Origin of the sequence: Ornithinibacillus gellani, assembly GCF_003730295.1 — a bacterium.
GTDB lineage: Bacteria > Bacillota > Bacilli > Bacillales > Amphibacillaceae > Ornithinibacillus_A > Ornithinibacillus_A gellani.
The window spans coordinates 91,304-115,072 of the sequence record NZ_QTSZ01000005.1 but is presented as its reverse complement, the minus strand read 5'-3'; the positions used below and the strand labels follow the sequence as shown (position 1 = coordinate 115,072).

At 39.9% G+C, this 23,769-nt stretch carries 23 protein-coding genes; 15 read left to right on the top strand and 8 right to left on the bottom strand.

Going from position 1 to position 23,769, the window contains the following annotated elements:
* Nucleotides 1–30 precede the first annotated feature (30 nt).
* Nucleotides 31–1,785: a methyl-accepting chemotaxis protein gene (locus DX933_RS01315; RefSeq protein WP_123314670.1), complete on the bottom strand. Its 1,755-nt coding sequence runs from the start codon at nt 1,783–1,785 to the stop codon at nt 31–33.
* Between the two features lie 173 nt (nt 1,786–1,958).
* Here DX933_RS01315 and DX933_RS18840 point away from each other — a divergent pair, with 173 nt between their 5' ends.
* From DX933_RS18840 to DX933_RS01305, 3 genes are all read left to right on the top strand, one after another.
* Nucleotides 1,959–2,093, top strand: a complete 135-nt coding sequence (locus DX933_RS18840; protein WP_397315620.1) for an RAxF-45 family protein — start codon at nt 1,959–1,961, stop codon at nt 2,091–2,093.
* A gap of 94 nt (nt 2,094–2,187) precedes the next feature.
* Nucleotides 2,188–3,813 (top strand): ribosomal protection-like ABC-F family protein, encoded by a 1,626-nt coding sequence (gene abc-f / locus DX933_RS01310; RefSeq protein WP_123314669.1) that lies wholly within the window; start codon nt 2,188–2,190, stop codon nt 3,811–3,813.
* Nucleotides 3,814–3,908: 95 nt separating this feature from the next.
* Entirely contained in the window at nt 3,909–4,733 is an 825-nt protein-coding gene (locus DX933_RS01305) for an aldo/keto reductase (protein WP_123314668.1), read from the top strand.
* A gap of 187 nt (nt 4,734–4,920) precedes the next feature.
* On the opposite strand, the gene DX933_RS01300 is transcribed toward DX933_RS01305, so the two are convergent.
* The gene (locus DX933_RS01300) at nt 4,921–5,460 is read right to left on the bottom strand and encodes an HD domain-containing protein (protein ID WP_123314667.1); all 540 of its coding nucleotides are present in this window, start codon (nt 5,458–5,460) and stop codon (nt 4,921–4,923) included.
* A gap of 157 nt (nt 5,461–5,617) precedes the next feature.
* On the opposite strand from DX933_RS01300, the gene DX933_RS01295 reads away from it, so the two are divergent.
* The 12 genes from DX933_RS01295 to DX933_RS01235 all read left to right on the top strand — a co-directional run bounded on the left by DX933_RS01295 (nt 5,618) and on the right by DX933_RS01235 (nt 19,179).
* Nucleotides 5,618–6,376 (top strand): SDR family oxidoreductase, encoded by a 759-nt coding sequence (locus DX933_RS01295; RefSeq protein ID WP_123314666.1) that lies wholly within the window; start codon nt 5,618–5,620, stop codon nt 6,374–6,376.
* Nucleotides 6,377–6,761: 385 nt separating this feature from the next.
* Entirely contained in the window at nt 6,762–7,811 is a 1,050-nt protein-coding gene (gene fni / locus DX933_RS01290; protein ID WP_123314698.1) for a type 2 isopentenyl-diphosphate Delta-isomerase, read from the top strand.
* A 240-nt stretch (nt 7,812–8,051) separates the two neighbouring features.
* The gene (locus DX933_RS01285; RefSeq protein WP_123314665.1) at nt 8,052–8,507 is read left to right on the top strand and encodes a DUF2188 domain-containing protein; all 456 of its coding nucleotides are present in this window, start codon (nt 8,052–8,054) and stop codon (nt 8,505–8,507) included.
* 324 nt (nt 8,508–8,831) lie between these two features.
* Nucleotides 8,832–9,557, top strand: coding sequence for a DsbA family oxidoreductase (locus DX933_RS01280; protein WP_123314664.1), 726 nt, complete (start codon nt 8,832–8,834; stop codon nt 9,555–9,557).
* Nucleotides 9,558–10,160: 603 nt separating this feature from the next.
* The gene (locus tag DX933_RS01275; RefSeq protein WP_123314663.1) at nt 10,161–11,114 is read left to right on the top strand and encodes an ABC transporter permease; all 954 of its coding nucleotides are present in this window, start codon (nt 10,161–10,163) and stop codon (nt 11,112–11,114) included.
* A complete protein-coding gene (locus DX933_RS01270; protein ID WP_123314662.1) occupies nt 11,104–12,054 on the top strand; it encodes an iron chelate uptake ABC transporter family permease subunit in 951 nt (316 codons plus the stop codon). Before DX933_RS01275 ends, DX933_RS01270 begins: the two co-directional genes overlap by 11 nt.
* On the top strand, nt 12,048–12,803 hold the full coding sequence (locus DX933_RS01265) for an iron ABC transporter ATP-binding protein (protein ID WP_123314661.1): 756 nt from the start codon (nt 12,048–12,050) through the stop codon (nt 12,801–12,803). Before DX933_RS01270 ends, DX933_RS01265 begins: the two co-directional genes overlap by 7 nt.
* Before the next feature lie 395 nt (nt 12,804–13,198).
* Nucleotides 13,199–14,164 carry a siderophore ABC transporter substrate-binding protein gene (locus DX933_RS01260; protein ID WP_123314660.1) on the top strand — a complete coding sequence of 322 codons (966 nt, stop codon included), beginning with the start codon at nt 13,199–13,201 and terminating at the stop codon, nt 14,162–14,164.
* A 269-nt stretch (nt 14,165–14,433) separates the two neighbouring features.
* Nucleotides 14,434–15,156, top strand: coding sequence for a SurA N-terminal domain-containing protein (locus tag DX933_RS01255; RefSeq protein ID WP_123314659.1), 723 nt, complete (start codon nt 14,434–14,436; stop codon nt 15,154–15,156).
* Nucleotides 15,157–15,521: 365 nt separating this feature from the next.
* Entirely contained in the window at nt 15,522–16,478 is a 957-nt protein-coding gene (locus DX933_RS01245; protein WP_223805835.1) for an alpha/beta hydrolase, read from the top strand.
* 87 nt (nt 16,479–16,565) lie between these two features.
* Nucleotides 16,566–17,486, top strand: a complete 921-nt coding sequence (gene murB / locus DX933_RS01240; protein ID WP_123314657.1) for a UDP-N-acetylmuramate dehydrogenase — start codon at nt 16,566–16,568, stop codon at nt 17,484–17,486.
* A gap of 202 nt (nt 17,487–17,688) precedes the next feature.
* A complete protein-coding gene (locus tag DX933_RS01235) occupies nt 17,689–19,179 on the top strand; it encodes an OmpA family protein (RefSeq protein WP_190279369.1) in 1,491 nt (496 codons plus the stop codon).
* A 39-nt stretch (nt 19,180–19,218) separates the two neighbouring features.
* Here the strand turns inward: DX933_RS01235 and hisC are convergent, their stop codons facing one another.
* From hisC to hisB, 6 genes are all read right to left on the bottom strand, one after another.
* Nucleotides 19,219–20,304, bottom strand: a complete 1,086-nt coding sequence (gene hisC, locus DX933_RS01230; protein ID WP_123314655.1) for a histidinol-phosphate transaminase — start codon at nt 20,302–20,304, stop codon at nt 19,219–19,221.
* A 292-nt stretch (nt 20,305–20,596) separates the two neighbouring features.
* The gene (locus DX933_RS18240; protein ID WP_145962253.1) at nt 20,597–20,896 is read right to left on the bottom strand and encodes a hypothetical protein; all 300 of its coding nucleotides are present in this window, start codon (nt 20,894–20,896) and stop codon (nt 20,597–20,599) included.
* Between the two features lie 25 nt (nt 20,897–20,921).
* Nucleotides 20,922–21,560: a bifunctional phosphoribosyl-AMP cyclohydrolase/phosphoribosyl-ATP diphosphatase HisIE gene (gene hisIE / locus DX933_RS01225; protein ID WP_123314654.1), complete on the bottom strand. Its 639-nt coding sequence runs from the start codon at nt 21,558–21,560 to the stop codon at nt 20,922–20,924.
* A complete protein-coding gene (gene hisF, locus DX933_RS01220) occupies nt 21,557–22,321 on the bottom strand; it encodes an imidazole glycerol phosphate synthase subunit HisF (protein ID WP_123314653.1) in 765 nt (254 codons plus the stop codon). Before hisF ends, hisIE begins: the two co-directional genes overlap by 4 nt.
* Nucleotides 22,311–23,033, bottom strand: coding sequence for a 1-(5-phosphoribosyl)-5-[(5-phosphoribosylamino)methylideneamino]imidazole-4-carboxamide isomerase (gene hisA / locus DX933_RS01215; RefSeq protein ID WP_123314652.1), 723 nt, complete (start codon nt 23,031–23,033; stop codon nt 22,311–22,313). Before hisA ends, hisF begins: the two co-directional genes overlap by 11 nt.
* 149 nt (nt 23,034–23,182) lie before the next feature.
* Nucleotides 23,183–23,767: an imidazoleglycerol-phosphate dehydratase HisB gene (gene hisB / locus DX933_RS01210; protein WP_123314651.1), complete on the bottom strand. Its 585-nt coding sequence runs from the start codon at nt 23,765–23,767 to the stop codon at nt 23,183–23,185.
* Nucleotides 23,768–23,769: the final 2 nt, after the last annotated feature.

The window sequence follows — 23,769 nt, the reverse complement described above, 5'->3', positions numbered from 1 at the left end:
TGGTGATGCTTTTTTTATTAATGCATTTAGCTATAACCGGAATACACGTAGTTCATTATTCAATTGTGCGGCTAGCTTTGCTAATTCTTCGGCATGGCGTGATACTTCTTCCATTGAACCGGATGCTTCTTGGGCAGAGGCTGCTGTTTGTTCCACACCTGCTGCGGATTCTTCTGAGACAGAGGCAATGTCTTCTATGAGACGATTCATATGACTACTGTTTTCAGCAATTTCCTTTAAATTACCGGAAATGTTCAAGATGTTTTTCGTCATATCATTCACAGAGTGGTGCACTGTACGGAAGTTTTCTCCTGTTGCCTCCATTCTTGCGGTTCCTTTTTTTACTTCTTCATAGCCGGTATTTAACGTACCAACCACATGGTCTGTTTCTTGCTGGATAGCTGATACGATGGTTGTTATTTCTCCAACCGAGTCTGCTACTTGTTCTGATAGCTTCCGAACTTCATCAGCTACAACAGCAAATCCCTTTCCGTGCTCTCCGGCTCGGGCGGCCTCTATGGCAGCGTTTAATGATAATAAATTGGTTTGCTTTGCAATGTTTTGAATGACGAGTATTAATTTAGATATTTCATCGGATTGATGATCAAGTCCACGTACTTTTTCAACGGCATCTGCAACGATGGCATCGATTTTTTCCATTTGGCTAATCGATTGCTTCATGAGCTGTTCTCCATCTGTCGTTGATTGTAGTACCTTTTTTGTTCCTGCAGCGGTTGTTTGACCGTTTTGTTCAGATACGGTTACTTTCTCAACGAAGTCATTCATTCGTTCCGCTAAATCGGATGCGTGATTGGCTTGTGTTTCTGCACCAGTTGATAATTCTTCCATCGTATACGCGACTTGTACATTTCCTTCCTTCACATGTGCAGCAGATTCTTTTAATTCCTCACTGCTGGAAAATACAGATTGGGATGCCTCGGATACCTTTACTAAAATACTATGGATATTTGCTTTCATTTGATTGACTGCAGCAGCCAGCTGACCAACCTCATCCTTCCCATCAAAATCCATCGATGGGACCTGTAAATTGCCGTTAGCCACCTCTTTTGTAATGGAAACGACATGGTGAAGCTGTTTAGAAATTTTACGGCTAATGGCAATCATTAATAATATACCGATCAGGATGGAGCTAATATTGGTAATGGCAAGCACAATCGTATTGATTGTAATGCTGCGATTGCTGCTTTGGACTGCAGCGTTTTGTTCCTTTTCCAATAGACCAATTAATTTGTTGGCCAAAGCAGTCGTATCTCCGCGCAATACAGACGAAATGTTTCGAATGGAATTAGCCATATACGTTTGATTCTGTGAAAGGGCAGATTCAATTTCATCTAATATCCCATTCATTTCTGCATCATTTTGTATAATTGTGGAAAACAATTCTTTTTGTTCTTCTGTTTCCAATAAAGGCTCTAATTCACCAGCTAACTCATCAAATTGTGTTTGGTACGTCTGATATGTATCTGCGAATCTTTTGCTTTTTGTTAATAAGTAGTCAGCGATTTGTACATCTTTAACCTGGATGATTGCGGATAAGTCAGATATTTGATTGACCAAATTACTTTTCTGTTCAATCGTTTTGATTTCACTACGGGTGCTTTCCATTTGAAAGTAAACAATGGTGCCAGCAATAAAGAAAAGCATGGCGGAAATAATATAGACCAACACGTACTTTTTACCTATGCGTAAATTTCTCCAATGTACACTTAATATCTTGGCTCTTTGCCTGATCAACTGCTTTAATTTATTCATTTTCTTTTTCATAAGCACCCTCCAATAATCCCTCAAAAACATGTTTTATTTTTATATCGGTATAAAGTCCTAGTTTGTAAAGGGTTACATGAAAATCAATTTGCTACAATGTTAGAATAAAGGATAACTTGACGCTACCTATCTTTTAAACTAAACTGAAAATACGAATAAAGGAGGTGGATAGAATGTGTCTTACTGGTAAAAGCATAATGAAATTCAAGGAGTATCTTTGGATGCGTTATGCGATTTTTTCCGATGTTTCATTAAAAGGGGATATTATGTCATTTTTTAATGTAAATATATGGAAAAATAATCAGTAAGAGGCAGCTATCCACGAACGGTGTTTGAAGAAACGGTGGGGATTGTATCTCTGTCGTTTTTTTGTGTTGTCTCTTCACATCGGAGGAAGAGAATATGATTGTATGTAGTATGCAGAATGTGAAACAAACGAACGGCGCAAACATTATTTTTGAACACTTAACCTGTCAAATAAAAGCTGGTGAACGAATTGGCTTGATTGGCAGGAATGGTGAAGGAAAAACGACACTTCTCTATTTACTTGCTCGATTAAAGGAACCGACAGACGGGATCATTCATTGGAAAAAAGGATTGACGGTAGGTTTACTTCATCAATCGCCAACAGTTGATGAGAATATAGTTGTTTATTCGTTATTGCAAAGGGTTTTTTCAGATTTAAATGAATTGGCGCTTGAAATGAATCAATTGGAAATAGCGATGGGACAGGAAACAGATGCGGATGAACTGAATTATCTGCTGGAAAAGTACGGCCTATTACAGGAAAAGTTCCAGCGAGATGGCGGTTATGAGATGGAATCGCAAATGAAGACAATCATGAATGGTTTAAACATCGCGCATTTGGCACAGAAAAAATGGCATCAGTTGAGTGGTGGTGAACGTACGAAAATTGGGCTGGCACAGCTATTGTTACAGCAACCAGATTTATTGCTCTTGGATGAACCGACTAATCATTTGGACTTGGTTGCTTTGGAATGGCTTACAGCATATATCCACCAATATAAAGGAACAATTGTCATCGTGTCGCATGACCGCTATTTCTTAGATGAGACAGTGACGACTATTTTGGAAATGGATCAAGGAGAATTGATTACGTATCATACAAATTATTCCGGATATGTTCAGGAAAGAGAAACGCGTTTGCTATTGGAATTTCAGCAGTATGAAGATCAGCAGAAGAAAATTAAGAAAATGCGGGAAACCATCAAGCAGTTAAAAATTTGGGCCAATCAAGCGAACCCGCCAAATGATGGTCTACATCGTCGGGCAAAAAGCATGGAAAAAGCTTTGGCGCGCCTAGAGATAAAAAAGCGACCTATACTGGAACAGGATAAAATGAAGCTTCAGTTTCAGATGCATAAAAGAAGCGGAACCGATGTTGTTGTTTTGGAGGAAGTAAGTAAGGCTTTTGCTGATAAGGTCCTTTTGGAGCGGGTGAATATGCATGTGAGGTTTCAAGAGCGGGTAGCATTAATTGGAGAAAATGGTACAGGAAAATCAACCATATTGAAAATGATACTGCAGGCTGAGAGTGCGGATGAAGGGACAGTGTCTGTTGGTAGTAATATTCATGTCGGTTATTTATCGCAGCATGTGTTGGAAATGGATGAAGAAAAATCGATTTTGGATGAATTCCGGGATCAAGTTCATATGGATGTGGGAGAGGCGCGTAGTGTTCTGGCGAAATTTCTCTTTTATGGGAATACTGTTTTTCAAAAAGTAAAATCATTAAGTGGCGGAGAAAAAATGCGTCTGCGCCTTGCCCAGCTTGTCCATCAAAATCATAATTTACTCATTCTGGATGAACCGACCAACCATTTGGATATTGCGTCTAAAGAAGTACTGGAAGATGCATTGGAACAATTTCCTGGTACCATTATTGCAATTTCTCATGATCGTTATTTTTTAAATCGATTGTTTCCCATCACTTATTTATTAGCGGATAAAAAGCTAACCCGTTATGAAGGAAATTATAGCTTTGCAAGAGAGAAATGGAAATATTAGTCTTGAACAAAGAAAGCCATTTCATTGCATTCCATATGCCGGAACGCGTATAATTTTCAATATGAAAAATCATCTATCGAAAAAGGAGCGATCTTATGCAATATGTAACTTTGAATAATGGTTTACGCATGCCACAGCTTGGCTATGGTGTATGGCAGGTACCTGATGAAGAAGCAACACCTGCTGTTGCGAAAGCATTGGAGACGGGCTTTCGCTCGATTGATACAGCAATGGTTTATCAAAACGAAGCTGGTGTTGGTCGTGCACTAGCCAAAAGCGATGTTCCGAGAGAAGATCTATTTATTACCACAAAGGTTTGGAACGCAGATCAAGGTTACGATAATACATTAAAGGCTTTTGAGGATAGCTTAAAAAGATTGGGATTGGATTATGTTGATCTTTATTTAATTCATTGGCCAACTCCGGAGTTCGATCAATATGTAGACACATATAAAGCTTTGGAAAAGTTATACAAGGACGGCAAGGTGAAGGCGATTGGAGTTTGCAACTTTCATATTGAACATTTGCAACGGTTGCTGGATGAATGTGAAATTGTCCCTGCAGTAAACCAAGTTGAATGCCATCCATATTTACAGCAGCAGGAGCTTAAAGATTTCTGTAAACAACATCAGATTTATGTGGAATCATGGAGTCCCCTACAACAAGGTGGCGAGGTGCTGAAGGATGATGTCATTGTTGGGATTGCAGAAAAACATGGCAAAACACCTGCCCAGGTGGTTATTCGCTGGCATTTACAATCGGAATCTATCGTTATTCCAAAATCAGTGACACCGTCCCGCATCGAAGAAAACTTCCAGGTATTTGATTTTGAATTAAGTGATTCGGATATGGCAGAGATTGCTGGCATCAATCGAAATGAACGGAAGGGACCAGATCCTGCAGAAATGAATAATCGGTAAAAATAAACCATTCAGTTTTACGCTAAAAATTGCGTGATGCTGGATGGTTTTATTTTTCACAGATTAACTGGCTGTAAGCCCCCCACATCAAGGGTTTTTGTTGATAACAAGCATTGTAAGTGGGGGGATCAACAGCCAGTAAAGGCCTGATTGGTTCAACTAACAATCAGTGGGTGAAGTTAGTAATTTAACCAAAAACCCTTTTCACTGTCTCTGCATATTCTGTGAAAAAGTCTGGAATATCCTGTTGATCCAGTCCATCTGTCATATGATTTGCAATAGATTCGTTGTACCATCTTTGGAGTTCTACTCCAGCATGGAATTTGTCCCAAACTGATTCACCATGTGATTGTAGGGCTTTTTCGACATCAAGAAGATTGTCGAGTTTATCAGCGACGATTAAATACTTTACTTCAGGTTCAGCAGATTTTACTGTATCAATGGTATGCTGTTTCCGCTCACGCCATGTTTTCGATTTATCTTCTGTGTGTGCTGCAACAATTTCGGTAATCCGTTTGCCAAAACGTTCTTCAATGTCTTCTAAATCATAAACGGTATCTTCCGCAACGTCGTGTAAATAGCCTGCACACACAACCTCATCAGATAAACCTGCTTGCTCCAGGCGCTCCGCTACACGGATTGGATGGACAATATAAGCTTCACGAGAGTTTTTTCTTTTTTGATCGGCATGTGCCTTTGTCGCAAATTCCAAAGCTGCTTGTTTCATTTCTTCCTCCTCCTCTACGATTCGAAAGTGCTATTAGATGTCTATAAATCATAGCACATTTCATGAATTCTTAAAGCATGCTCACCATTGAACAAAATATAGAACAATGGTATAATAAAAGTGGAAAAAGTTAGCAAATATTAATGGAGGTGCAATGATGAGACTAAAGGACAAGGTTGCTGTTGTGACAGGTGCTGGTTCGGGAATGGGAAAAGCAATTGCGCTATTATTTGCGAAAGAAGGGGCAAAAGTGGTTGCCTCAGATTTGAATGAAAATACGGCTAAAGAAGTTGTGACAGAAATAGAACAGGCTGGTGGACAAGGGATTGCAGTTGCTGCGAATGTGGCGCTGGAAAAGGATGTAACGGAAATGATAGACGCGGCAGTCGATACATTTGGTACAGTCGATATTTTAGTTAATAATGCTGGGATTATGGATAATTTTACACCTGCAGATAAGGTGACAGATGAGCTTTGGGAGCGGGTTATTGCAGTAAATACGACCGGACCAATGCGTGCGATTCGTAAAGTATTACCTATTTTTCTAGAGAAAAAGAGTGGCGTCATAATCAATAATGCATCTGTCGGGGGTTTGTACGGTTCACGTGCAGGCGCAGCATATACGGCATCTAAGCATGCGGTGATTGGATTAACGAAGAATGTCGGCTTCCAATATGCGAATGAAGGCATTCGCTGTAATGCTATTGCACCAGGAGGCGTTAATACAAATATTGGTACGACCATGACGGAGCCAGATGCTTTTGGAATGGGGCGTGCTATGAGTGGCTCGGATAATAATCCACGTGCAGGAGAATCAGAGGAAATTGCCACGGTTGCGCTTTTCCTTGCTTCTGATGAATCTAGCTTTGTAAACGGTGTGACAATCACCGCGGACAGTGGGTGGACGGCGTACTAACTTATATAAATATTGATACAAGGAAATTCATGGCCACCAGATCATTTTAACCATGCAGGCTTCATCCTTATGTGAGGATGCTAGCCTGCATACTTTTTTTGGAAACAGAAAAGAATATGGTCTGTGAAAGTCTTCTTCCTAAATTATAAACATTTAAGCTTGTTTCCAGTACCCAAACAATTCACTTTCCTATTTTTCCAAGAACAAGTACACTAATGTTACGTTGAGAATATGATACTGTCCTCTCGGTAGTACCATTGTTTTAAAGCAAGGATTTAATTAAATGAAGCGAAAAATCTTCCCCCTTCAAGCATGTGAAGGATATAGCCCTTCAAATTTGAAGCAAGGTGTCTAATAATAGATGATGGAGTGAATGGTGATGACAATGGAAGAAGGAATTAATAAACGAAAAACAGAGCATATTCGGCTTTGTCTTACAGATCAGGTGGAGGGCGTCAATCAATCAACAGGCTTGGAAGGTATTGCTTTTATCCACAATGCGCTTCCAGAAATCAATTTTAATGATATTGAAATTGGAAGTAGCTTTTTAAACAAGTCTTTGCAAGCCCCGTTTCTGGTCAGCTCTATGACAGGCGGTTCCAAGCTGGCTGCTGAGATCAATCAGAATCTAGCGGTTGCAGCAGAGGAGAAAGGGTGGGCCATTGCGTTGGGGTCGACACGAGCATTATTGGAAAGTGATGCGCATCAGGAGTCTTTTCTCATTCGTAAACAGGCTCCAACTGTCCCGCTGATTGCGAATCTTGGAGCGGTACAATTGAATTACGGCTATGGTGCAGAAGAAGCACAACGAATTGTTGATCGAACGGAAGCGGATTCGCTTGTACTTCATTTAAATAGCCTGCAGGAGGTTATTCAGGATGAAGGTGATTTGAATTTTGAAAGCCTGCTGCCTAAAATTGAAAAACTATGTAAAACGCTAACCGTTCCGGTGGGAGTAAAAGAAGTTGGATTTGGTATTGATGGTACGGTGGCAGAACAATTATATCAAGCAGGTATATCATATATCGATGTAGCTGGTGCAGGCGGTACTTCGTGGAGTCAGGTAGAAAAACTGCGCTCACAGGACCCATTAAGAAAAGCGGCTGCGGAGGCGTTTAATAATTGGGGAATTCCTACAAAGGATTGTATTGTCTCTGTTCGCAGTAAGCTAAGTCAAGTTCCGATAGTAGCGAGTGGTGGCATGAAGACAGGTGTTGATGCCGCGAAAGCAATTACAATCGGTGCGGACTTGATCGGCTTCGCAAGAAAATTACTGCAGGCTGCGACTGAATCCGTTGATGCGGTTATCCGTGAAATGGAACAGATAGAACTGGAACTAAAAATTGTCATGTTCGGAATCGGTGCGAGAAATCTATCCGAATTAAAAAATACAAAACGCATATCCATCATGGGAAAATCATTATTAGAGAGCTAAAGCCTAAGTGCTTTGGCTTTTTTATTATATGGGAAGTTCCATGTCGGCAGTAAAACAGTATCCGGGCTCTGAATTATGTTTCAGTTTTGGTTGATATTTGGTTTATATGCGATGAATAGAATGGTTCATCAATTGAAGCAGTTATTTGTGTAATAGCAATTTTACTTCATTTAACTTCAAACTGTTTGTAACTGTGTGAAAAGGGTATATGCTACACAAAAGCATGAAGGAGTGAATCATATGCCTTGGACCATGAAAGACTATCCAGATTCCATGAAAAACTTGGACGACATCACAAAGAAAAAGGCAATTGATATTGCTAATTCAATGGTGGATGAAAATTATGATGAATCGCGTGCGATACCTATTGCAATGGAACAAGCAAAGAAATGGCGTAAAAATGCTAGTAAAAAAGAGTTGGAACAGTATCAAGCTAGCGGCAATCCGACAACACGGTCAGAGGAAGGAAAGAAGTATGCAAGCAACCCGGAACGGTTGGAGGAGGGTGAGCAGGTGCTTAAGCATGAAGATGGTTGGGCGGTAAAATCAAGTCATGCCAAAAAGCCAACTGCTGTTTTCGAACAAAAAGAAGCAGCAGTCAAACGTGCCAGGGAAATTGCCAAAAACAAAGGAACCAAGCTTACCGTTTATACGACGGACGGATCTGTTCAAGAGCAACAGACGTATAGCAGTTAAATGATGGTGAATAATCGGAAATCGAACGCTTATTCATAGATGAAGAGAGTCGGCTCCACGTCGATTCTCTTTATTATTTGTCACAGATTAACTGGCTGTAAGATTCCCACTGCAATAATTTTTGTTGATCACAAGAATGGTAAGTGGGGGATCAACAGCCAGTAAAGGCCTGATTGGTTCAACTAACAATCCGTGGGGGAAGTGCGAAACCCCCACGGATTGAAGTTTCACCTTATGGATGGGTGTGCAATCCCTTTTCCTAAGCACTTCAGTAACTATAATGTTCATTTCTGTGCTAAAATAAGGCAGAAATGAGGTGTCCTTATGAAAATTCAAATTTGGTCCGATTTTGTCTGTCCCTTTTGCTATATTGGCAAGCGCAGACTTGAAAAAGCACTTACTCACTTCCCAGAAGATGGAACCATTTTACTAGAATATAAAAGCTATGAATTGGCTGCTGATGCATCAAAATACACTGGAAAAAACATGCATGAAGTACTTGCCGAAAAATATAATATGTCCTTAGCGCAAGCACAAGAAATGAATGCAAATGTTGGTAAACAAGCTGCGGAAGAAGGGCTCGCTTATCAATTTGATACGATGAAACCTACGAATACATTTGACGCCCATAGATTAGCAAAGTATGCTGCTTCAAAAGGGAAGGGCGCAGAAATGACAGAAAGATTGTTAAAAGCATACTTCACAGATTCCTTGTTAATAAGTGATGCTACTGTCCTAGGAGAACTCGCTGAAGAAATTGGTCTCCAAGCAAAGGAAGCAATTGCTTTACTGCAATCCAATGATTTTGCCTCCCATGTACGTGCAGATGAACAGCACGCGAGGCAAATCGGCGTCCAGGGTGTTCCTTTCTTTGTTTTCAATGATAAATATGCAGTTTCCGGGGCCCAACCAGTAGAAACATTTATTCAAGTCATCGATAAAGTGCGAAAAGAAGAACAGGAAAAACCAATGCTTCAATCCTTTACTTCTGATGCCGCTGAAACCGGATATTGCACTGGTGACAGCTGCGGGGTAAATAAAAAACAATAGATGAATGAATCGTAAGGTCTGCTTAACTGAAGCGGGCCTTTTTGTATGTTTAAAAATATGGTTATTCTGATGGACCAGGTTGTATGTCATGAGGGTTAACTTGAGGTCGCACGCCGATATTCCAAAGTCGCATGTCTTGGAGGCAAAGTCGCATGTCTTAACTGAAAACGCGCATATCCCGAATCAAATTACTTGTGCAAGATACGTTGCCCTGCCGTTGAGTCAATTCAACATATATAGATACAATGCATACCAAGCGCAGCTTTGTGTCTAATTTGTGAACTTCTTTAAAAGTAAAATAAAGGGATGAATGCTATCAGATATTGCCATAGGTGGATTTTTCACTTTAAGCATAGTGAAAACCCAAGAAAACGCTTAAGGAAAACGAGTTCTCTTTGCTGATTTTGGTTGACGGAAGTCACAATTATGATATACTCAACTTAGGTATCTAATTGATAATGAATCTCATTCTTAATTAGAATGATTTTAATTTAAAAGTTATTATCGTCGCATATAACTAGGGGGAATATGACAAAGAAAATCAATACCTTACCGCCCGGGTGTTTCTATCGCTAGATTTTCGAATAACGAGAAGGAATTACTATGAAGATACGATACTTGGTTTTAGCACTGATTGTTTTATCTATTACATCCGTTTTCATTGGCGTATCCGATATATCTCCTTTAGATATATTTTCATTAACAGAAGACCAGGCACGAATCTTATACATTAGTCGGGTGCCAAGGCTTGTCAGTATTTTGATAGCTGGTATGAGCATGAGTATATGTGGTTTGATCATGCAGCAGCTTAGTAGAAATAAGTTTGTTTCACCTACGACTGCTGGTACGCTTGATTCCGCAAGATTAGGTGTACTCGTCTCCATGATGATGTTCGCATCAGCCAGTCCATTACAAAAAATTTCTATTTCATTTATTTTTGCATTGTTGGGTACCTTTGTATTTATGAAAATTCTAGAAAAGATCAAGTTTAAGGATGCTATTTTCATCCCGCTAGTTGGTTTAATGTTTGGTAACATCATTAGTTCACTGTCCACTTTCTTTGCTTATAAAAATGATTTGATTCAGAATATGTCCTCCTGGATGCAGGGAGACTTTTCTATGATTATGACAGGTAACTATGAGCTAATGTATGTAAGTATACCGATTTTGGCACTTGCTTTTCTATATGCCAATAAATTTACAATCGCAGGAATGGGCGAGGATTTCGCAAAGAATTTAGGACTTAACTATCGGCAGGTCGTCAATCTAGGTTTAGTTATTGTCGCACTTGTTACGGCATCCGTTGTCTTATCTGTTGGAGTTATTCCATTCCTAGGATTGATTATCCCGAACATCGTTACCATTTATCAAGGGGACCATTTGAAGAAGAGCCTGACACATACCGCGTTGTTAGGTGCTATATTCGTTTTGATTTGCGATGTGATTGGCAGGATTATCATTTATCCATACGAAATACCTATCAGCCTAACCGTTGGTGTAATTGGCAGTGCAATCTTTATTTATCTGCTTATGAGGAGAAAGAAATATGGGTTATAAGAAAAAGACAATTATCCTCGCCATCATCGCGGTGCTGTTAGCAGCTTTATTTATCTTTTATGATTTGCATGGTAATATTGGTTACATTTTGCCACGCAGAATCATTAAAGTAGTGGCAATTATTATTACTGGTGGAGCCATTGCATTTTCAACAACTATCTTTATGACAATAACGAATAACCGGATATTGACACCGAGTGTGCTAGGGCTGGATTCGTTATATCTATTGATTCAAACTGTTATTATCTTTGTGTTTGGTTCACGTTCGCTGGTGATGATGAGTAGTAATCTAAACTACCTTGTTTCCATCGGAGCGATGATTATATTTTCATTTGTCCTCTTCCGAATCTTGTTTAAGGGAGAGTCAAATAACATATACTTCCTCCTATTAATCGGGATGATTTTAGGAACATTCTTTGGAAGCTTTACATCGTTTATGCAAGTGTTAATTGATCCAAATGAGTTTATGGTAGCGCAAGACCGTATGTTTGCAAGTATCAACAACGTTAATACGAACTTGGTTTATTTATCCATCGTAGTTGTTATTCTAATTACCCTTTACTTCTTAAGGTATTTGAAATATTTGGATGTACTTGCATTAGGAAAGGATCACGCAGTCAATCTTGGTGTGCCCTATGATTTTGTCATCAAGCGTTTATTGATTGTTGTAGCTGTGTTAATTTCTGTAGCGACAGCACTGATCGGTCCGATTACATTCTTAGGCCTGTTAGTGGTTAATGTCGCTTATGAATTCTTAAAAACATATCGCCATACCTATTTAATTATCGGTTCTATATTAATTAGTATTATTGCATTACTTGGCGGGCAATTTATTGTAGAAAAGGTATTTACTTTTAATACAACGATAAGTGTAATTATTAACTTCATCGGTGGCATTTACTTCATTTATCTTTTGTTAAAGGAGAATAAATCATGGTAAAAATTAAGAATGTCTTTAAAATGTACAATCAAAAGAAGGTTATTGAGGATGTTTCCCTGGAAATTGAAAAGGGTTCTATTACATCTTTCATTGGCCCGAACGGTGCAGGAAAAAGTACGTTGATTTCAATGATTAGTCGACTGATCGCAAAAGATGAAGGTGAAATCACCATTGATGGCTATGACATCATGCATGTGAAAAATAATGAACTAGCGAAAAAGATTTCTATTTTGAAGCAATCCAATTCTATTAATTTAAAATTAACGGTGCGCGAATTAATTTCCTTTGGGCGCTTCCCTTACTCTCAAGGAAGATTGACGAAAGAGGATTGGGATAAGGTGGAAGAAGCCATTGACTATATGGAGCTTCGCGACATGCAGCATAAATATTTAGATGAGCTTAGTGGTGGTCAACGTCAACGTGCGCATATTGCCATGGTTATTGCACAGGATACAGAATATATCCTATTGGATGAGCCTTTGAATAACCTTGACATGCGTCATTCTGTTCAAATTATGAAGACATTGCGCCGTTTGGTTGATGAGCTAGGTAAAACAATATTAATTGTTATCCATGATATAAATTTTGCATCATGCTATTCTGACCATATTGTTGCATTGAAGGATGGAAAGATTGTCAAACAGGGGAGAACCTGTGATGTGATTGACAAATGCGTATTACGCGATATTTACGATATGGATATCGATATCAAGCATATTGATAACCAAAGAATTTGTGTTTATTTTTAACCGCTAATGTTGCAAGCCTAGACGAATGTGAATTGGATGTTGTTCCGGGAGAAATGAAAAAATAGCTTTTCTTACTTTGGTTATTAGAATCAGCATAAACCAAAGTAAGAAAGCAAAAAAATCCCTTTTATTGAACATGCCGTGCCTGGCAATCATCAATAAAAAGGAAATTCGCTTATATATATATTCTAACCTACTTTGTTCTTTGGGTAAATGAATATGATGTTTCATACATTGCATATAAAATTCTACATGTATTGAGCGCTCAGTACATAAAATAAGAACGGCTCATTTGCTGTATATATTTTCCCGACAAGTCAAATTACATTCATTTGGGTGCTGCAGCATTAGTGCTTTCAAATAAAATGTACCTTAATGGAAAAGGAGTTTTTTAGATGAAGAAGCTTTTATGGATGCTCGCATTGAGCATGTTAGTTATTGGGCTGGCTGCTTGTGGTTCAGACAAGTCCAACGATAAAGAAGAAGGCAGTAATGCAGATGATAATGCTGCACAGGAAGAAGAAACAATTACAGTAAAGCATGAGCTTGGGGAAACAGATGTAGACAAAAACCCTGAGAAAGTAGTTGTCTTTGATTATGGTACACTAGACAGCTTAGATAAGTTAGGCGTAGAAGTAGTTGGTATTCCTAAGTCTGGAACAGTTCCATCTTATTTGAGTAAGTATGAAGATGATAAGTATGAAAATGTTGGTGGCTTAAAAGAACCTGACTTGGAAAAAATTGCTGAAATTGATCCGGATTTGATTATTATTTCTGGCCGTCAATCCAGTGTGTATGATGAATTGAAAAAGCTTGGACCAACGATTTATATGGGTGTAGATACAACAAGATATATGGATTCCTTCCATGAGAACCTTGAAGTACTTGGCCAAATTTTTGATAAAGAAGATGAAGTAAAAGCAGAAGAAGATAAGATTAAAGCGTCTATCGAAGCATTGAAAGAAAAAGCAACGGAAAATGATCAAAAAGCGCTTGTTATTTTGGCTAATGATGATAAAATCAGTGCTTACGGATCACAATCCCGATTCGGAATTATTCATGATGTATTTGGTGTACCGGCAGTAGATGAAGATATTGAAGCATCCACACACGGTATGAATGTTACGTTTGAATATGTTGTGGAAAAGGATCCAGATTTATTATATGTAGTGGACCGTACTGCTGTTGTAGGCGGCGAGTCTTCCGCGAAGCAGGTTGTTGAAAACGATCTTGTGAAGAATACGAAGGCATACAAGGAAGAGAACATAACTTACTTGAACCCAGAGTACTGGTATCTTTCTGGCGGTGGGTTACAGTCCGTCCAAGAAATGATTAATGAAATTGATGCAAGTCTAAAATAATAAGACATTCAAATGTTATTTGAAAAAAAATCGACAATGCTGTCTTGCGGCCTTGTCGATTTTCTATTATTAAGAGCAGAATATCGAAACATCTAAATGTGGAAAAAGTGTGGGAAATTTCTGCTAAAATGTCATGTAACTTTAACTATTAGCTATAAAATGTACAGTGATAGGATTTAATAGCTATGTAGTACATAGAAACGTTTGCAACAGAGGGTTGAAATATGGTTGAATAGAGACATACTGTTTTGAGAAATGGGGTTAATGGAATGATGAAAAAAATAATGCTACTGATGCTGTCAATAGGTTTGGCAATCGGATTGGCTGCATGCAGTGGAAGCGATAAAGACAAGGATAAAGACGCAAGTAAGGATAAGGATGAAGGACAAGAACAACAAGAGCAACAAGAGCTAACCATTGGCGATGATGAAAAAGTCGCTGAAGATGATATTGTTGCACAAATTAACGACAGTGAAGTAAAAGGTTTATTGTATAATGCGGTATATGCCCAAACAAAAACACAAATGCATCAATATGGACAGGATGTTAGCGACAAAGATGCTGTGAAAGACTATGCCTTGGATGAATTAATCGCCCAAGAATTGGTGAAACAGCAAGCTGCTAAAGAGGGAATTGAAGTATCGGAGAAACAAGCCAAGAAGGAATTGGATAAGCTGAAAAAAGAAAATGAAGAACAGCTCACTGCTTATCTGGAGGAATATGGCTTAACAGAAGATGCATTTCAAGATCAATTGAAATTCGGCCTCATTCTAGAAAAGTATATGGATGAAAAGCTGGAGTATGAAAAAGTAACGGAAAAAGAAACAAAAGAAATGTATGATCAGCTAAAAGAGCAAAATGAAGAAATAGAATCATATGACAAATTGAAGGATCAAATTCAAGAATCACTGGAAAACCAAAAGAAAAATGAATCCCTTCAAGCACAGCTGGAAGAATGGAAAAAAGACGCTAAAATCGAAAAGAAAATCTAAGCATTGTAAAACCTGTAGAAGGGGGCATCCCATCTACAGGTTTTTTCACGCGCGAACATGATAAATGACTCTCCTGTAAAAATGAGACTCTCGCTTTGCATTTGACTTAAATAATCAGTTGATCCCCTCTTGAAATTAAACTCACTTAGCGTTTGAGTCAAAAAATCCGCTGATATCCTTGTAAAATTCACCTCACTTGCTATTTGAGTTAAAAATTTTACCAATCCTCTATACAAATTAAACTCAACTGGTAGTTTAAGATTTTCGTTGGAACGAGTGTCAGCACCACACCTGGTAAGTGGCATACTTAGCTTACACCATTGCTTTACATGACATACTGGAGCACCAATTATAGAGGGTTAATTTTGCCCGTAGTTGTTCAAGGAATTTATACTTTTTTAACACCAGTTTTTCCAAATAAAATGCTATACTGTAAGAAGATAGAAATGAAAAGCAACAGGTGGGGTTCCGCTTGGCAACAGAGAGAGGGAAATAAGCTGAAAAAGAAATATTTGGTGCTGGTTGCTAGTTTGTTAATTGGCTCTGTGTTTATTGCCATGCTGAATATGCCTTCTGAGGCAAGGTCGAAGCAAATCGAGCGTCCAATCGTTTTTGTGCATGGATATAAAGGGACTGCCAATTCGTTTGGAAATATGTTAACCCGTTTTGAAAATAAGAATTGGGGAAAAAAAGCTTTAATATACCGTGTTACTCCAAAAGGAAAACTAAAAACAACATATCTTGGTAAAGCAGAGGGGAAGCCTGCTTTTGTCCAAGTGATTTTTGAAAATAATCGAGCTTCATTCCAGGATACAACCGAATGGTTAGCAAAGGTATTGAGGCATTTAAAGGAAGTACATCACGTAGATTCCATTCATCTGGTTGGTCATTCCATGGGAGGAATTGTCTCTGTAAAATATACCTCGGAATATAGTCAGGGTGATCAATACCCAGCGGTGGATCGCTTAGTCGTGCTTGGAAGTCCATTTGATGGCATTTATAATCAAGCCTACTTCCAGATTCATCAGGATGCCGCAGCAGAAGACTTAAAAAGGGAATCAGCTTCGTTAGAGCTTTTGCGTGCAAATCAAACGGCATTCCCGGAGCAAGTAAAGGTTTTAAGCATTGGAAGTACAGGGGATTCTGTAACGACTGTTGAGAGCATACAATCATTAGAAAAGATTGTTCCTGCAAACCAGTTACAGGAAATCATGATTACAGATCCGAATCTTGGGCATAGTGATTTGCATGAGAGTCTGCAGGTCGATCAAGCAGTTTATGATTTTTTATCGGAGGATGAATTATCAGAGGATTTATCGTGACAGGATAGGCCTTCTTCCCTTAAAATGATAAAGATGGCTTCGTTTCATTCATATGAACGAAGGAAAATGGTAAAGGAATGATTTTTAGTGGCAAGTCAACAGACGTATTTAGACCTAATCGGTTTGACATCTAAGAATAATGTGCTGATAGATGAGCAGCTGCATAAGCATACGTACACCAGATTGGGTGGAGCGGCTGATTATTTTGTAACACCAGAAACGTATGAAGAAGTGCAAGCAATTGTGAAATATGCAAACAAGCATCACATACCATTCACTTTGTTGGCAAATGGCTCCAACCTTATTGTAAAGGATGGTGGTATACGCGGTATTGTGATGAATTTGTATAAGCTTGGTTCTATACAAACGAATGGTGAATCCATTGTTGCGCAGAGTGGTGCAAGAATTATTGATGTTTCCAGAGAGGCACTGCAGCAAAAACTGACTGGTTTAGAATTTGCTTGTGGAATTCCGGGCTCCGTCGGTGGTGCGTTGTACATGAATGCAGGTGCCTATGGTGGAGAAATCAAAGATGTGCTCGTTAGTACCGTTGTCGTGGATCAGCAAGGAGAACTGCGCACGCTCACCGCTGCGGAACTTGATTTATCCTATCGCACAAGCAATATACCAACACATGGCTATATTGTGCTTGAAGCAACCTTTGCATTGAAAAATGGAGAGTACGATGAAATAAAAGCTGTAATGGATGACCTGACGTTTAAACGGGAGTCCAAGCAACCACTCGAATATCCTTCATGTGGTAGTGTATTCAAACGCCCGCCGGGGTATTTTGCGGGTAAACTCATCCAGGATAGTGGGTTACAAGGGAAGCAAATTGGTGGTGCACAGGTTTCATTAAAGCACGCCGGGTTTATCGTCAATAAGGATCATGCTACTGCGGAAGAATATATTGATTTGATTCATTTTGTGCAGGCTTCTGTAAAAGAGAAGTTTGGTGTCGCATTGGAACGAGAAGTACGAATTATAGGTGAAGATCCAGTTAAATAATTAATGTATCACAACAGCTTGTGTATCTGGTTACGGGTATACAAGCTGTTTTTGAATGCAATAATATACGAAAAGGAATGAAGAACTTGCATAATGAATTCAGACTATAGATATAATTGCCTATTTTCCAATTGCCATCTTTTGTAAATGTAGCTTATATAGTACGATGGATGAAGAGGATGATAGAAGGGAGATTAATGGAGTGAAGTATGTTTTGTTTTCAAAACTACCTTTCACGTTCATGATTTTGCTTTTATTCATATGTATAACATCACTTGCTGGCTGCTCCAATAAAGAAGTGAATAAAGTGAATGATGGAAAGGAAGTTCAAGAGGAATCAACTGATGTAATTGCAGATCATCAACAGGAACAGAAGGAACATACAGACGAAACGACGGAAGTAGATGAAGATATCGTAAAGGAGGATATCCTGCTGGATGGTCAGGTTACTGTTGAAGGGGATGGAATTCGAATTGAGGGGAAAAGTAATTTAGCGGAAGGAACTGTTGTACAAGCGAATTTATTGTATAATCCGTTTAATACCTATCGATCAACCACAAAACCGTCAACGAATGAAAAAGTCGAGGTGGATCAAGACGGAAATTTTAATATGGAATTATCCTTTTCCAAATTCTCCAATCATGACTTTTTAGCGTATTATCGTGGCAGGGAAATCGAAGTGGAAATGGAAGTCTTAATGACTGAATCTAAACAGCCTGATGAGGTAAAAACATTGTACGGTGAACATGGTGAAAATTTTCGCGGACCTTTCACATATACATATGATAGACGAGAGGAAGTATATCATAAAATAGCGACCTCTGTTTATGTGATTATTGGTGATGAACAAAAAGTATACCCATTTGCACAGCCAAATCGTTTGCCTGAACCTGATGACTATGGCAGTCCCCATATTTGGATCAAATTAGATGATATTACGTTTGACCATAAGTATTTTTACATCCATGGACAATCCAATCTAATAGAGGGAACTGCATTGATAGGTGGTTATTATGCAGATCGTAGAAAGCGCGCGCAGGATGGGCATGAAAATCGCACCTACGTAGAACCAGATGGCACCTTTTTATTGCGAGTTGGTTATCGTTCATTTATGGAGGACGGTTTTATTTGGATTCGCAGCTGGGGAGACCTCTCCCATCCAACGTATAATGCTTTGTTAAGGGATGCGTATGGTGAGGAGTTCGAAAATATAGAGGGAGAGTATGTCATAAATAATGAGGTGGAGGACAGGAAAGAAATTGAGATTATTTTAAACCCACCTACGCCTGAGTTAGCGGTACCAGAGGGAATGGACTTAACTGGTGAGGACGAGGAATTGAAACTCCAAGTCCCTGATGATGTGCTATTTAATTTTGATAAAAGTGAATTGTTAACAGATGCTAAAAAAACATTAGATGAAGTAATAGAACTGCTAGAACCCCTTGATAAAGATACGGTGATTCAGATTAATGGACATACGGATAATCAAGGTGAGGCAGATTATAATATGAAGTTATCAGAAGAACGGGCCAGGGCAGTGTTAGCTTATTTAGAAAAAAATGGCGACATCTCACATTTAGCTATTACAACGAAAGGTTATGGTAAAACAAAACCAATTGCGTCCAACGAAGATCCGGAAGGCCAACAACGGAATCGCCGAGTGGAAATCGTGATGAATGCAAAAGATGAGTAGACAAAGCGGGCAGCGATGATTGGTTGCCCGCTTTCCATTTTAACTGTCAACTGGGTCTAGAGAATGAGATGCTTGGAAGATATTTCCAAGGATTTGGAAAAACGTATCCATGGTGTCATCTGTTCCGATGGTAATTCTTAAATAGTTTTGAATGGGCGCCTGGTTAAAATGTCTCACAAGCACCTTATTTTGTTTTAGTGCCTGATATAAATCCTCTGCCCTGTATCGATAGTGAGAGACAAATAAGAAATTAGCTTTTGAAGGTAGGACATGAAATCCCATCTGTTTTAATCGCTCACAGCAATTCTGGCGGGTTTGAATAATAGCAGAGGTAGTTTGCTTAAAATAATCCATATCCTTCCAAGCAGCTTCTGCACCTACCATCGCAAGTCGATCAATTGTATAAGAGTTGAAGGAATCCTTCATACGAATGAGTGCTTCAATCAGATCTGGATGCCCAAATGCAAAGCCAACCCGAAGCCCAGCCAATGCTCTCGATTTCGAAGTCGTCTGTACTACAAGTAAATTTGGATACTGATCTATTAGGGAAATAGCTGACTCACAACCAAAATCAACGTACGCCTCATCAATAATTACAACTTGATCTGGATTGTTTTCTGCAATATCTGCAATATGTTGAAGTGGCAATTCGATTCCAGTTGGGGCATTCGGATTCGGAAAAATGACACCACCAGGTGATTGGAAATAATCCTCGGGCCGCAATGTATAGTCCCGATTCAAATCCATTTCTTCATAAGGAATATGAAACAACTTACAATAAACAGGATAAAAACTATATGTGATAGCTGGAAAACGAATCGCTTTACCAGGTTCGAAAAAAGCCATAAAGGAAAAAGCAAGAACTTCGTCTGACCCATTACCAACAAAAACCTGATCAGCACGGAGATTATAGCTTTTCGCAACGGTGCTACGTAAGGAATCAACAGTTGGTGAAGGGTAGAGATGAAGCTTTTCAGTCTCCGCAACAATGGCTTTTTTAACAGTTGAAGATGGCGGATAAGCATTTTCATTCGTATTCAGTTTTAAGATATCCGGGTCATTTAACTGTTCCCCAGGAATATAAGGTTCCGTTCGCTTCACCATGCTGCTCCATAAAGGATTCATTTGATTACCTCCTGTAAACTTCAACTCTGAATCTAAAATAGGATGAACTCGCGCGCCGGACAGATTAAAGTCGCGCATCAACCAGCACAACTCGCACATAGAAAATTTAAAATGAAGGAATCGGCCCGCCGATTCCACCCCAATCTAAAAGAATCTGTTCACTTCATTTGGCCAGAAGTCGCATGCCTTGGCACCTAGCCCGCATACCTTTAGCTCGAACTCGCATGCCTCAGCCCCAATCTCGCATCGGTTTAGTCCAAAGTCGCATACCTTTGATTGGAAGCCGCATGCATCAAGAGTGAAGAAATCGGCAGTTGCCGATTTCAAGATCATATAAAAAGCTAAAACCTAAGAACTCAGGCCCAACTCGCGCATCAATCGGGAGAACTCGCGCACCAATCGGGTAAAGTCGCGCGCCACTAGGCCCAACTTGCGCATCAATCGGGTAAAGTCGCGCGCCACTAGGCCCAACTCGCGCACCAGACGGGTAAAGTCGCGCGCCATCAGGTCCAACTCGCGCCCCGACCGGGAGAAGTCGCGCGCCACCAGGCCCAACTCGCGCACCAATCGGGAGAAGTCGCGCGCCAACCACCCAAAGTTGTGCACGAGAGGGGGGCTTATTGTTTTGCTTCTGTTTTTGCGATATGTCGTTTGACGAGCTCTTCGTTAATATCGTTGATGGTGACATTGCTTTGTTGCATTAAGACAAGTGTATGGAAGACGAGGTCTGCAATTTCCCACGTTAGTTCTTCAGGATCTTCATTTTTGGCTGCGATAATGACTTCACTTGCTTCCTCGCCAACTTTTTTGAGTACTTTATCGATTCCCTCTTCAAATAGATAGGTGGTGTAGGATCCTTCCAATGGATTAGCTTGTCGCTTACGAATAACTTCTACAACGTTTCTTACGGCGTTCCGGTTGGGTGCTTCTGTTTCCCATTCCGTACGGTAAAAGCACGTGTTATTTCCTGTGTGGCAGGCGGGCCCAAGTGGTTCGACTTGTACGAGCAAGCTGTCCCCGTCACAGTCTTTGGCTATACTTTTGACCAGCTGTCTGTTCCCGGAGGTTGCGCCTTTATGCCATAGTTCTTGGCGGGATCTGCTAAAAAACCATGCTTCACCGGTATCGATTGTTTTTTCTAATGCTTCTGCATTCATATATGCTACCATTAGCACATCTCCAGTATGAAAATCTTGTACAACTGCGGGAATTAATCCATTTTCCTGAAAAGATAGTTGTTCGATTGAAAAGGTCATGCGTTATTCCTCCCAATGCTCAAGCTTTCCGCAAGATATTGCTTCAGAGCTGGTATTTGTATGTCATCGTAGTGGAACACAGAGGCGGCAAGTGCGGCATCTGCTTTTCCTTCCTGTAGAACGTGTACGAAATGCTCTGGTTTACCTGCTCCGCCGCTTGCGATGACTGGAATGGATACTGCCTCTGCAATAGCGCGGGTTAATTCAATTTGGTATCCATTTTTAACCCCGTCCTCCGATATGGCATTTACAACGAGTTCACCCGCTCCGAGTTGCTCTCCTTGTACTGCCCAATCAATGGAATCGATTCCAGTGTTTTTCTGTCCACCTTGAAGAAAAACCTGCCATTGGCCGGATGTGGTTTTTTGAACGTCCATGGATAAGATGATACGCTCGGATCCGAATGTTGCTGCTGCTTCTTGAAGCAGCTTTGGATTTTTAACTGCGGCACTATTTATGGATACCTTCGCAGCGCCTGCATCAAAAGCCTTTTGGATTGTATCCATCGAGTGGATTCCGCCGCCAATGGTTAATGGAATAGAGATGACTTCAGATACCTGTTTCGCTAGGTCAAATAATGTTTCCCGTTGATTGGTTGTTGCGGTAATGTCGTAAAAAATAAGCTCGTCAGCACCGGCTTGATCATATTTTTTAGCGAACTCAACAGGGTCGGCAATATCTTGAAGGTCAAGAAACTTTTTCCCCTTCACTACTCTGCCGTTATCGATGTCTAAACAAGGGATAATTCGATTAGATGTCATTGCTGTTAACCTCCAGGATGGATTCGAATTTTAGTGTACCGTCATATAATGCTTTTCCGATGATAGCACCATACATTTCCAAATTACGCAGCTGCGCAATATCTGTTATGGTTGTAACACCACCAGATGCTATAACCTGAATATTCGTCGCAGCTTGAATGGCTGCCAGTTCTTTTATATTCGGTCCGCTTAGCATTCCGTCCTTCAAAATGTCCGTATAAACAATCGTTTTAATATCCAGTTTTTCAAGCTTTTGAATGAGTTCCAATGCCTTCATATTGCTCGTTTCTGTCCAGCCATCTGTTGCGACAAGTCCATTGCGGGCATCAATCGATACAGCGATTTTTTCACCATATGCCGCTACGGCTTGTTTTAATAGTGCTTCGTTTTTAATGGCCGCCGTTCCAAGAATCACCCTTGCAACCCCTGCATTCAAATAGGTTTCGATTTGCTGTATCGTACGAATGCCGCCACCTACTTGGACGGGAATGTTTAAGGTCGATGCGATGTCAATCACCATATTTTCATTTAATGAATTACCTGTTCGCGCACCATCGAGGTCAACAAGATGCAGTGCTTCTGCTCCGAGACTTTCCCATTTTCTTGCCATGTCGACTGGTGAATCACCGTAAATTTTCTCTTGGCTATAGTCTCCCTGAATCAATCGGACACATTTACCATCACGAATATCAATTGCCGGAAAAAGTATCATAAATTGTGTACTCCTTATCAATCATTTTTATCACCGATCAACAGCCAGTAAAGGCCTGATTGGTTCAACTAACAATCAGTTGGGGAGTGCGAAAACCTTCACTGATTGAAATTTCACCTTATAAAAATTTCGATATACTACGGATTGGGCTACAGTACTCCTTTAGTGGATGGAACACCTTGGATTCGCTCGTTCTTTTGACTTGCGATATCTAATGCCCGTCCGAAGCATTTGAAAATAGCTTCAATCATATGATGCGTGTTTCTTCCATATTCAAGCTGGATATGCAGGGTAAGCTGTGCCTGATTGACAAACGCTTGAAAAAATTCTTCTGCCAGTTCTGTGTCAAAGCTTCCCACTTTATCCTTTAATCCCTCGACGTGGTAAACGAGGCATGGGCGACCACTAATGTCGATATGGACAGTGGCCAGGGATTCATCCATAGGAATGGAAAGCGAGGCGTAGCGCTGAATGCCTGCTTTGTTTCCAATTGCTTTATAAAATGCCTGCCCCAATGCAATGCCAATATCTTCAACCGTATGGTGTTGATCAACCTCTAAATCACCTTGACAGGTAACCGATAAATCGAATAGTCCATGTGCCGTCATTAATGTCAACATATGGTCAAAGAAACCGACGCCTGTGCTAATATTTGTTTCACCACTGCCATCAATAGAAAATTCCAGATCTATATCTGTTTCAGCTGTTTTTCTTGTAATTCGTTCCGTTCTCATCT

Bases quoted from the DNA above. Each gene is read 5' to 3' on its own strand.
- DX933_RS01260 (WP_123314660.1), top strand. From the start codon at position 13,199: ATGAAGAAGCTTTTATGGATGCTCGCATTGAGCATGTTAGTTATTGGG.
- DX933_RS01275 (WP_123314663.1), top strand. From the start codon at position 10,161: ATGAAGATACGATACTTGGTTTTAGCACTGATTGTTTTATCTATTACA.
- abc-f (WP_123314669.1), top strand. From the start codon at position 2,188: ATGATTGTATGTAGTATGCAGAATGTGAAACAAACGAACGGCGCAAAC.
- DX933_RS01315 (WP_123314670.1), bottom strand. From the start codon at position 1,785: ATGAAAAAGAAAATGAATAAATTAAAGCAGTTGATCAGGCAAAGAGCC.
- DX933_RS01255 (WP_123314659.1), top strand. From the start codon at position 14,434: ATGATGAAAAAAATAATGCTACTGATGCTGTCAATAGGTTTGGCAATC.
- DX933_RS01300 (WP_123314667.1), bottom strand. From the start codon at position 5,460: ATGAAACAAGCAGCTTTGGAATTTGCGACAAAGGCACATGCCGATCAA.
- DX933_RS01295 (WP_123314666.1), top strand. From the start codon at position 5,618: ATGAGACTAAAGGACAAGGTTGCTGTTGTGACAGGTGCTGGTTCGGGA.
- hisF (WP_123314653.1), bottom strand. From the start codon at position 22,321: ATGACATCTAATCGAATTATCCCTTGTTTAGACATCGATAACGGCAGA.
- hisA (WP_123314652.1), bottom strand. From the start codon at position 23,033: ATGATACTTTTTCCGGCAATTGATATTCGTGATGGTAAATGTGTCCGA.
- hisC (WP_123314655.1), bottom strand. From the start codon at position 20,304: ATGAATCCTTTATGGAGCAGCATGGTGAAGCGAACGGAACCTTATATT.
- DX933_RS01280 (WP_123314664.1), top strand. From the start codon at position 8,832: ATGAAAATTCAAATTTGGTCCGATTTTGTCTGTCCCTTTTGCTATATT.
- DX933_RS01285 (WP_123314665.1), top strand. From the start codon at position 8,052: ATGCCTTGGACCATGAAAGACTATCCAGATTCCATGAAAAACTTGGAC.
- hisB (WP_123314651.1), bottom strand. From the start codon at position 23,767: ATGAGAACGGAACGAATTACAAGAAAAACAGCTGAAACAGATATAGAT.
- fni (WP_123314698.1), top strand. From the start codon at position 6,762: ATGGAAGAAGGAATTAATAAACGAAAAACAGAGCATATTCGGCTTTGT.
- DX933_RS01270 (WP_123314662.1), top strand. From the start codon at position 11,104: ATGGGTTATAAGAAAAAGACAATTATCCTCGCCATCATCGCGGTGCTG.
- DX933_RS01305 (WP_123314668.1), top strand. From the start codon at position 3,909: ATGCAATATGTAACTTTGAATAATGGTTTACGCATGCCACAGCTTGGC.
- hisIE (WP_123314654.1), bottom strand. From the start codon at position 21,560: ATGACCTTTTCAATCGAACAACTATCTTTTCAGGAAAATGGATTAATT.
- DX933_RS01265 (WP_123314661.1), top strand. From the start codon at position 12,048: ATGGTAAAAATTAAGAATGTCTTTAAAATGTACAATCAAAAGAAGGTT.
- DX933_RS18840 (WP_397315620.1), top strand. From the start codon at position 1,959: ATGTGTCTTACTGGTAAAAGCATAATGAAATTCAAGGAGTATCTTTGG.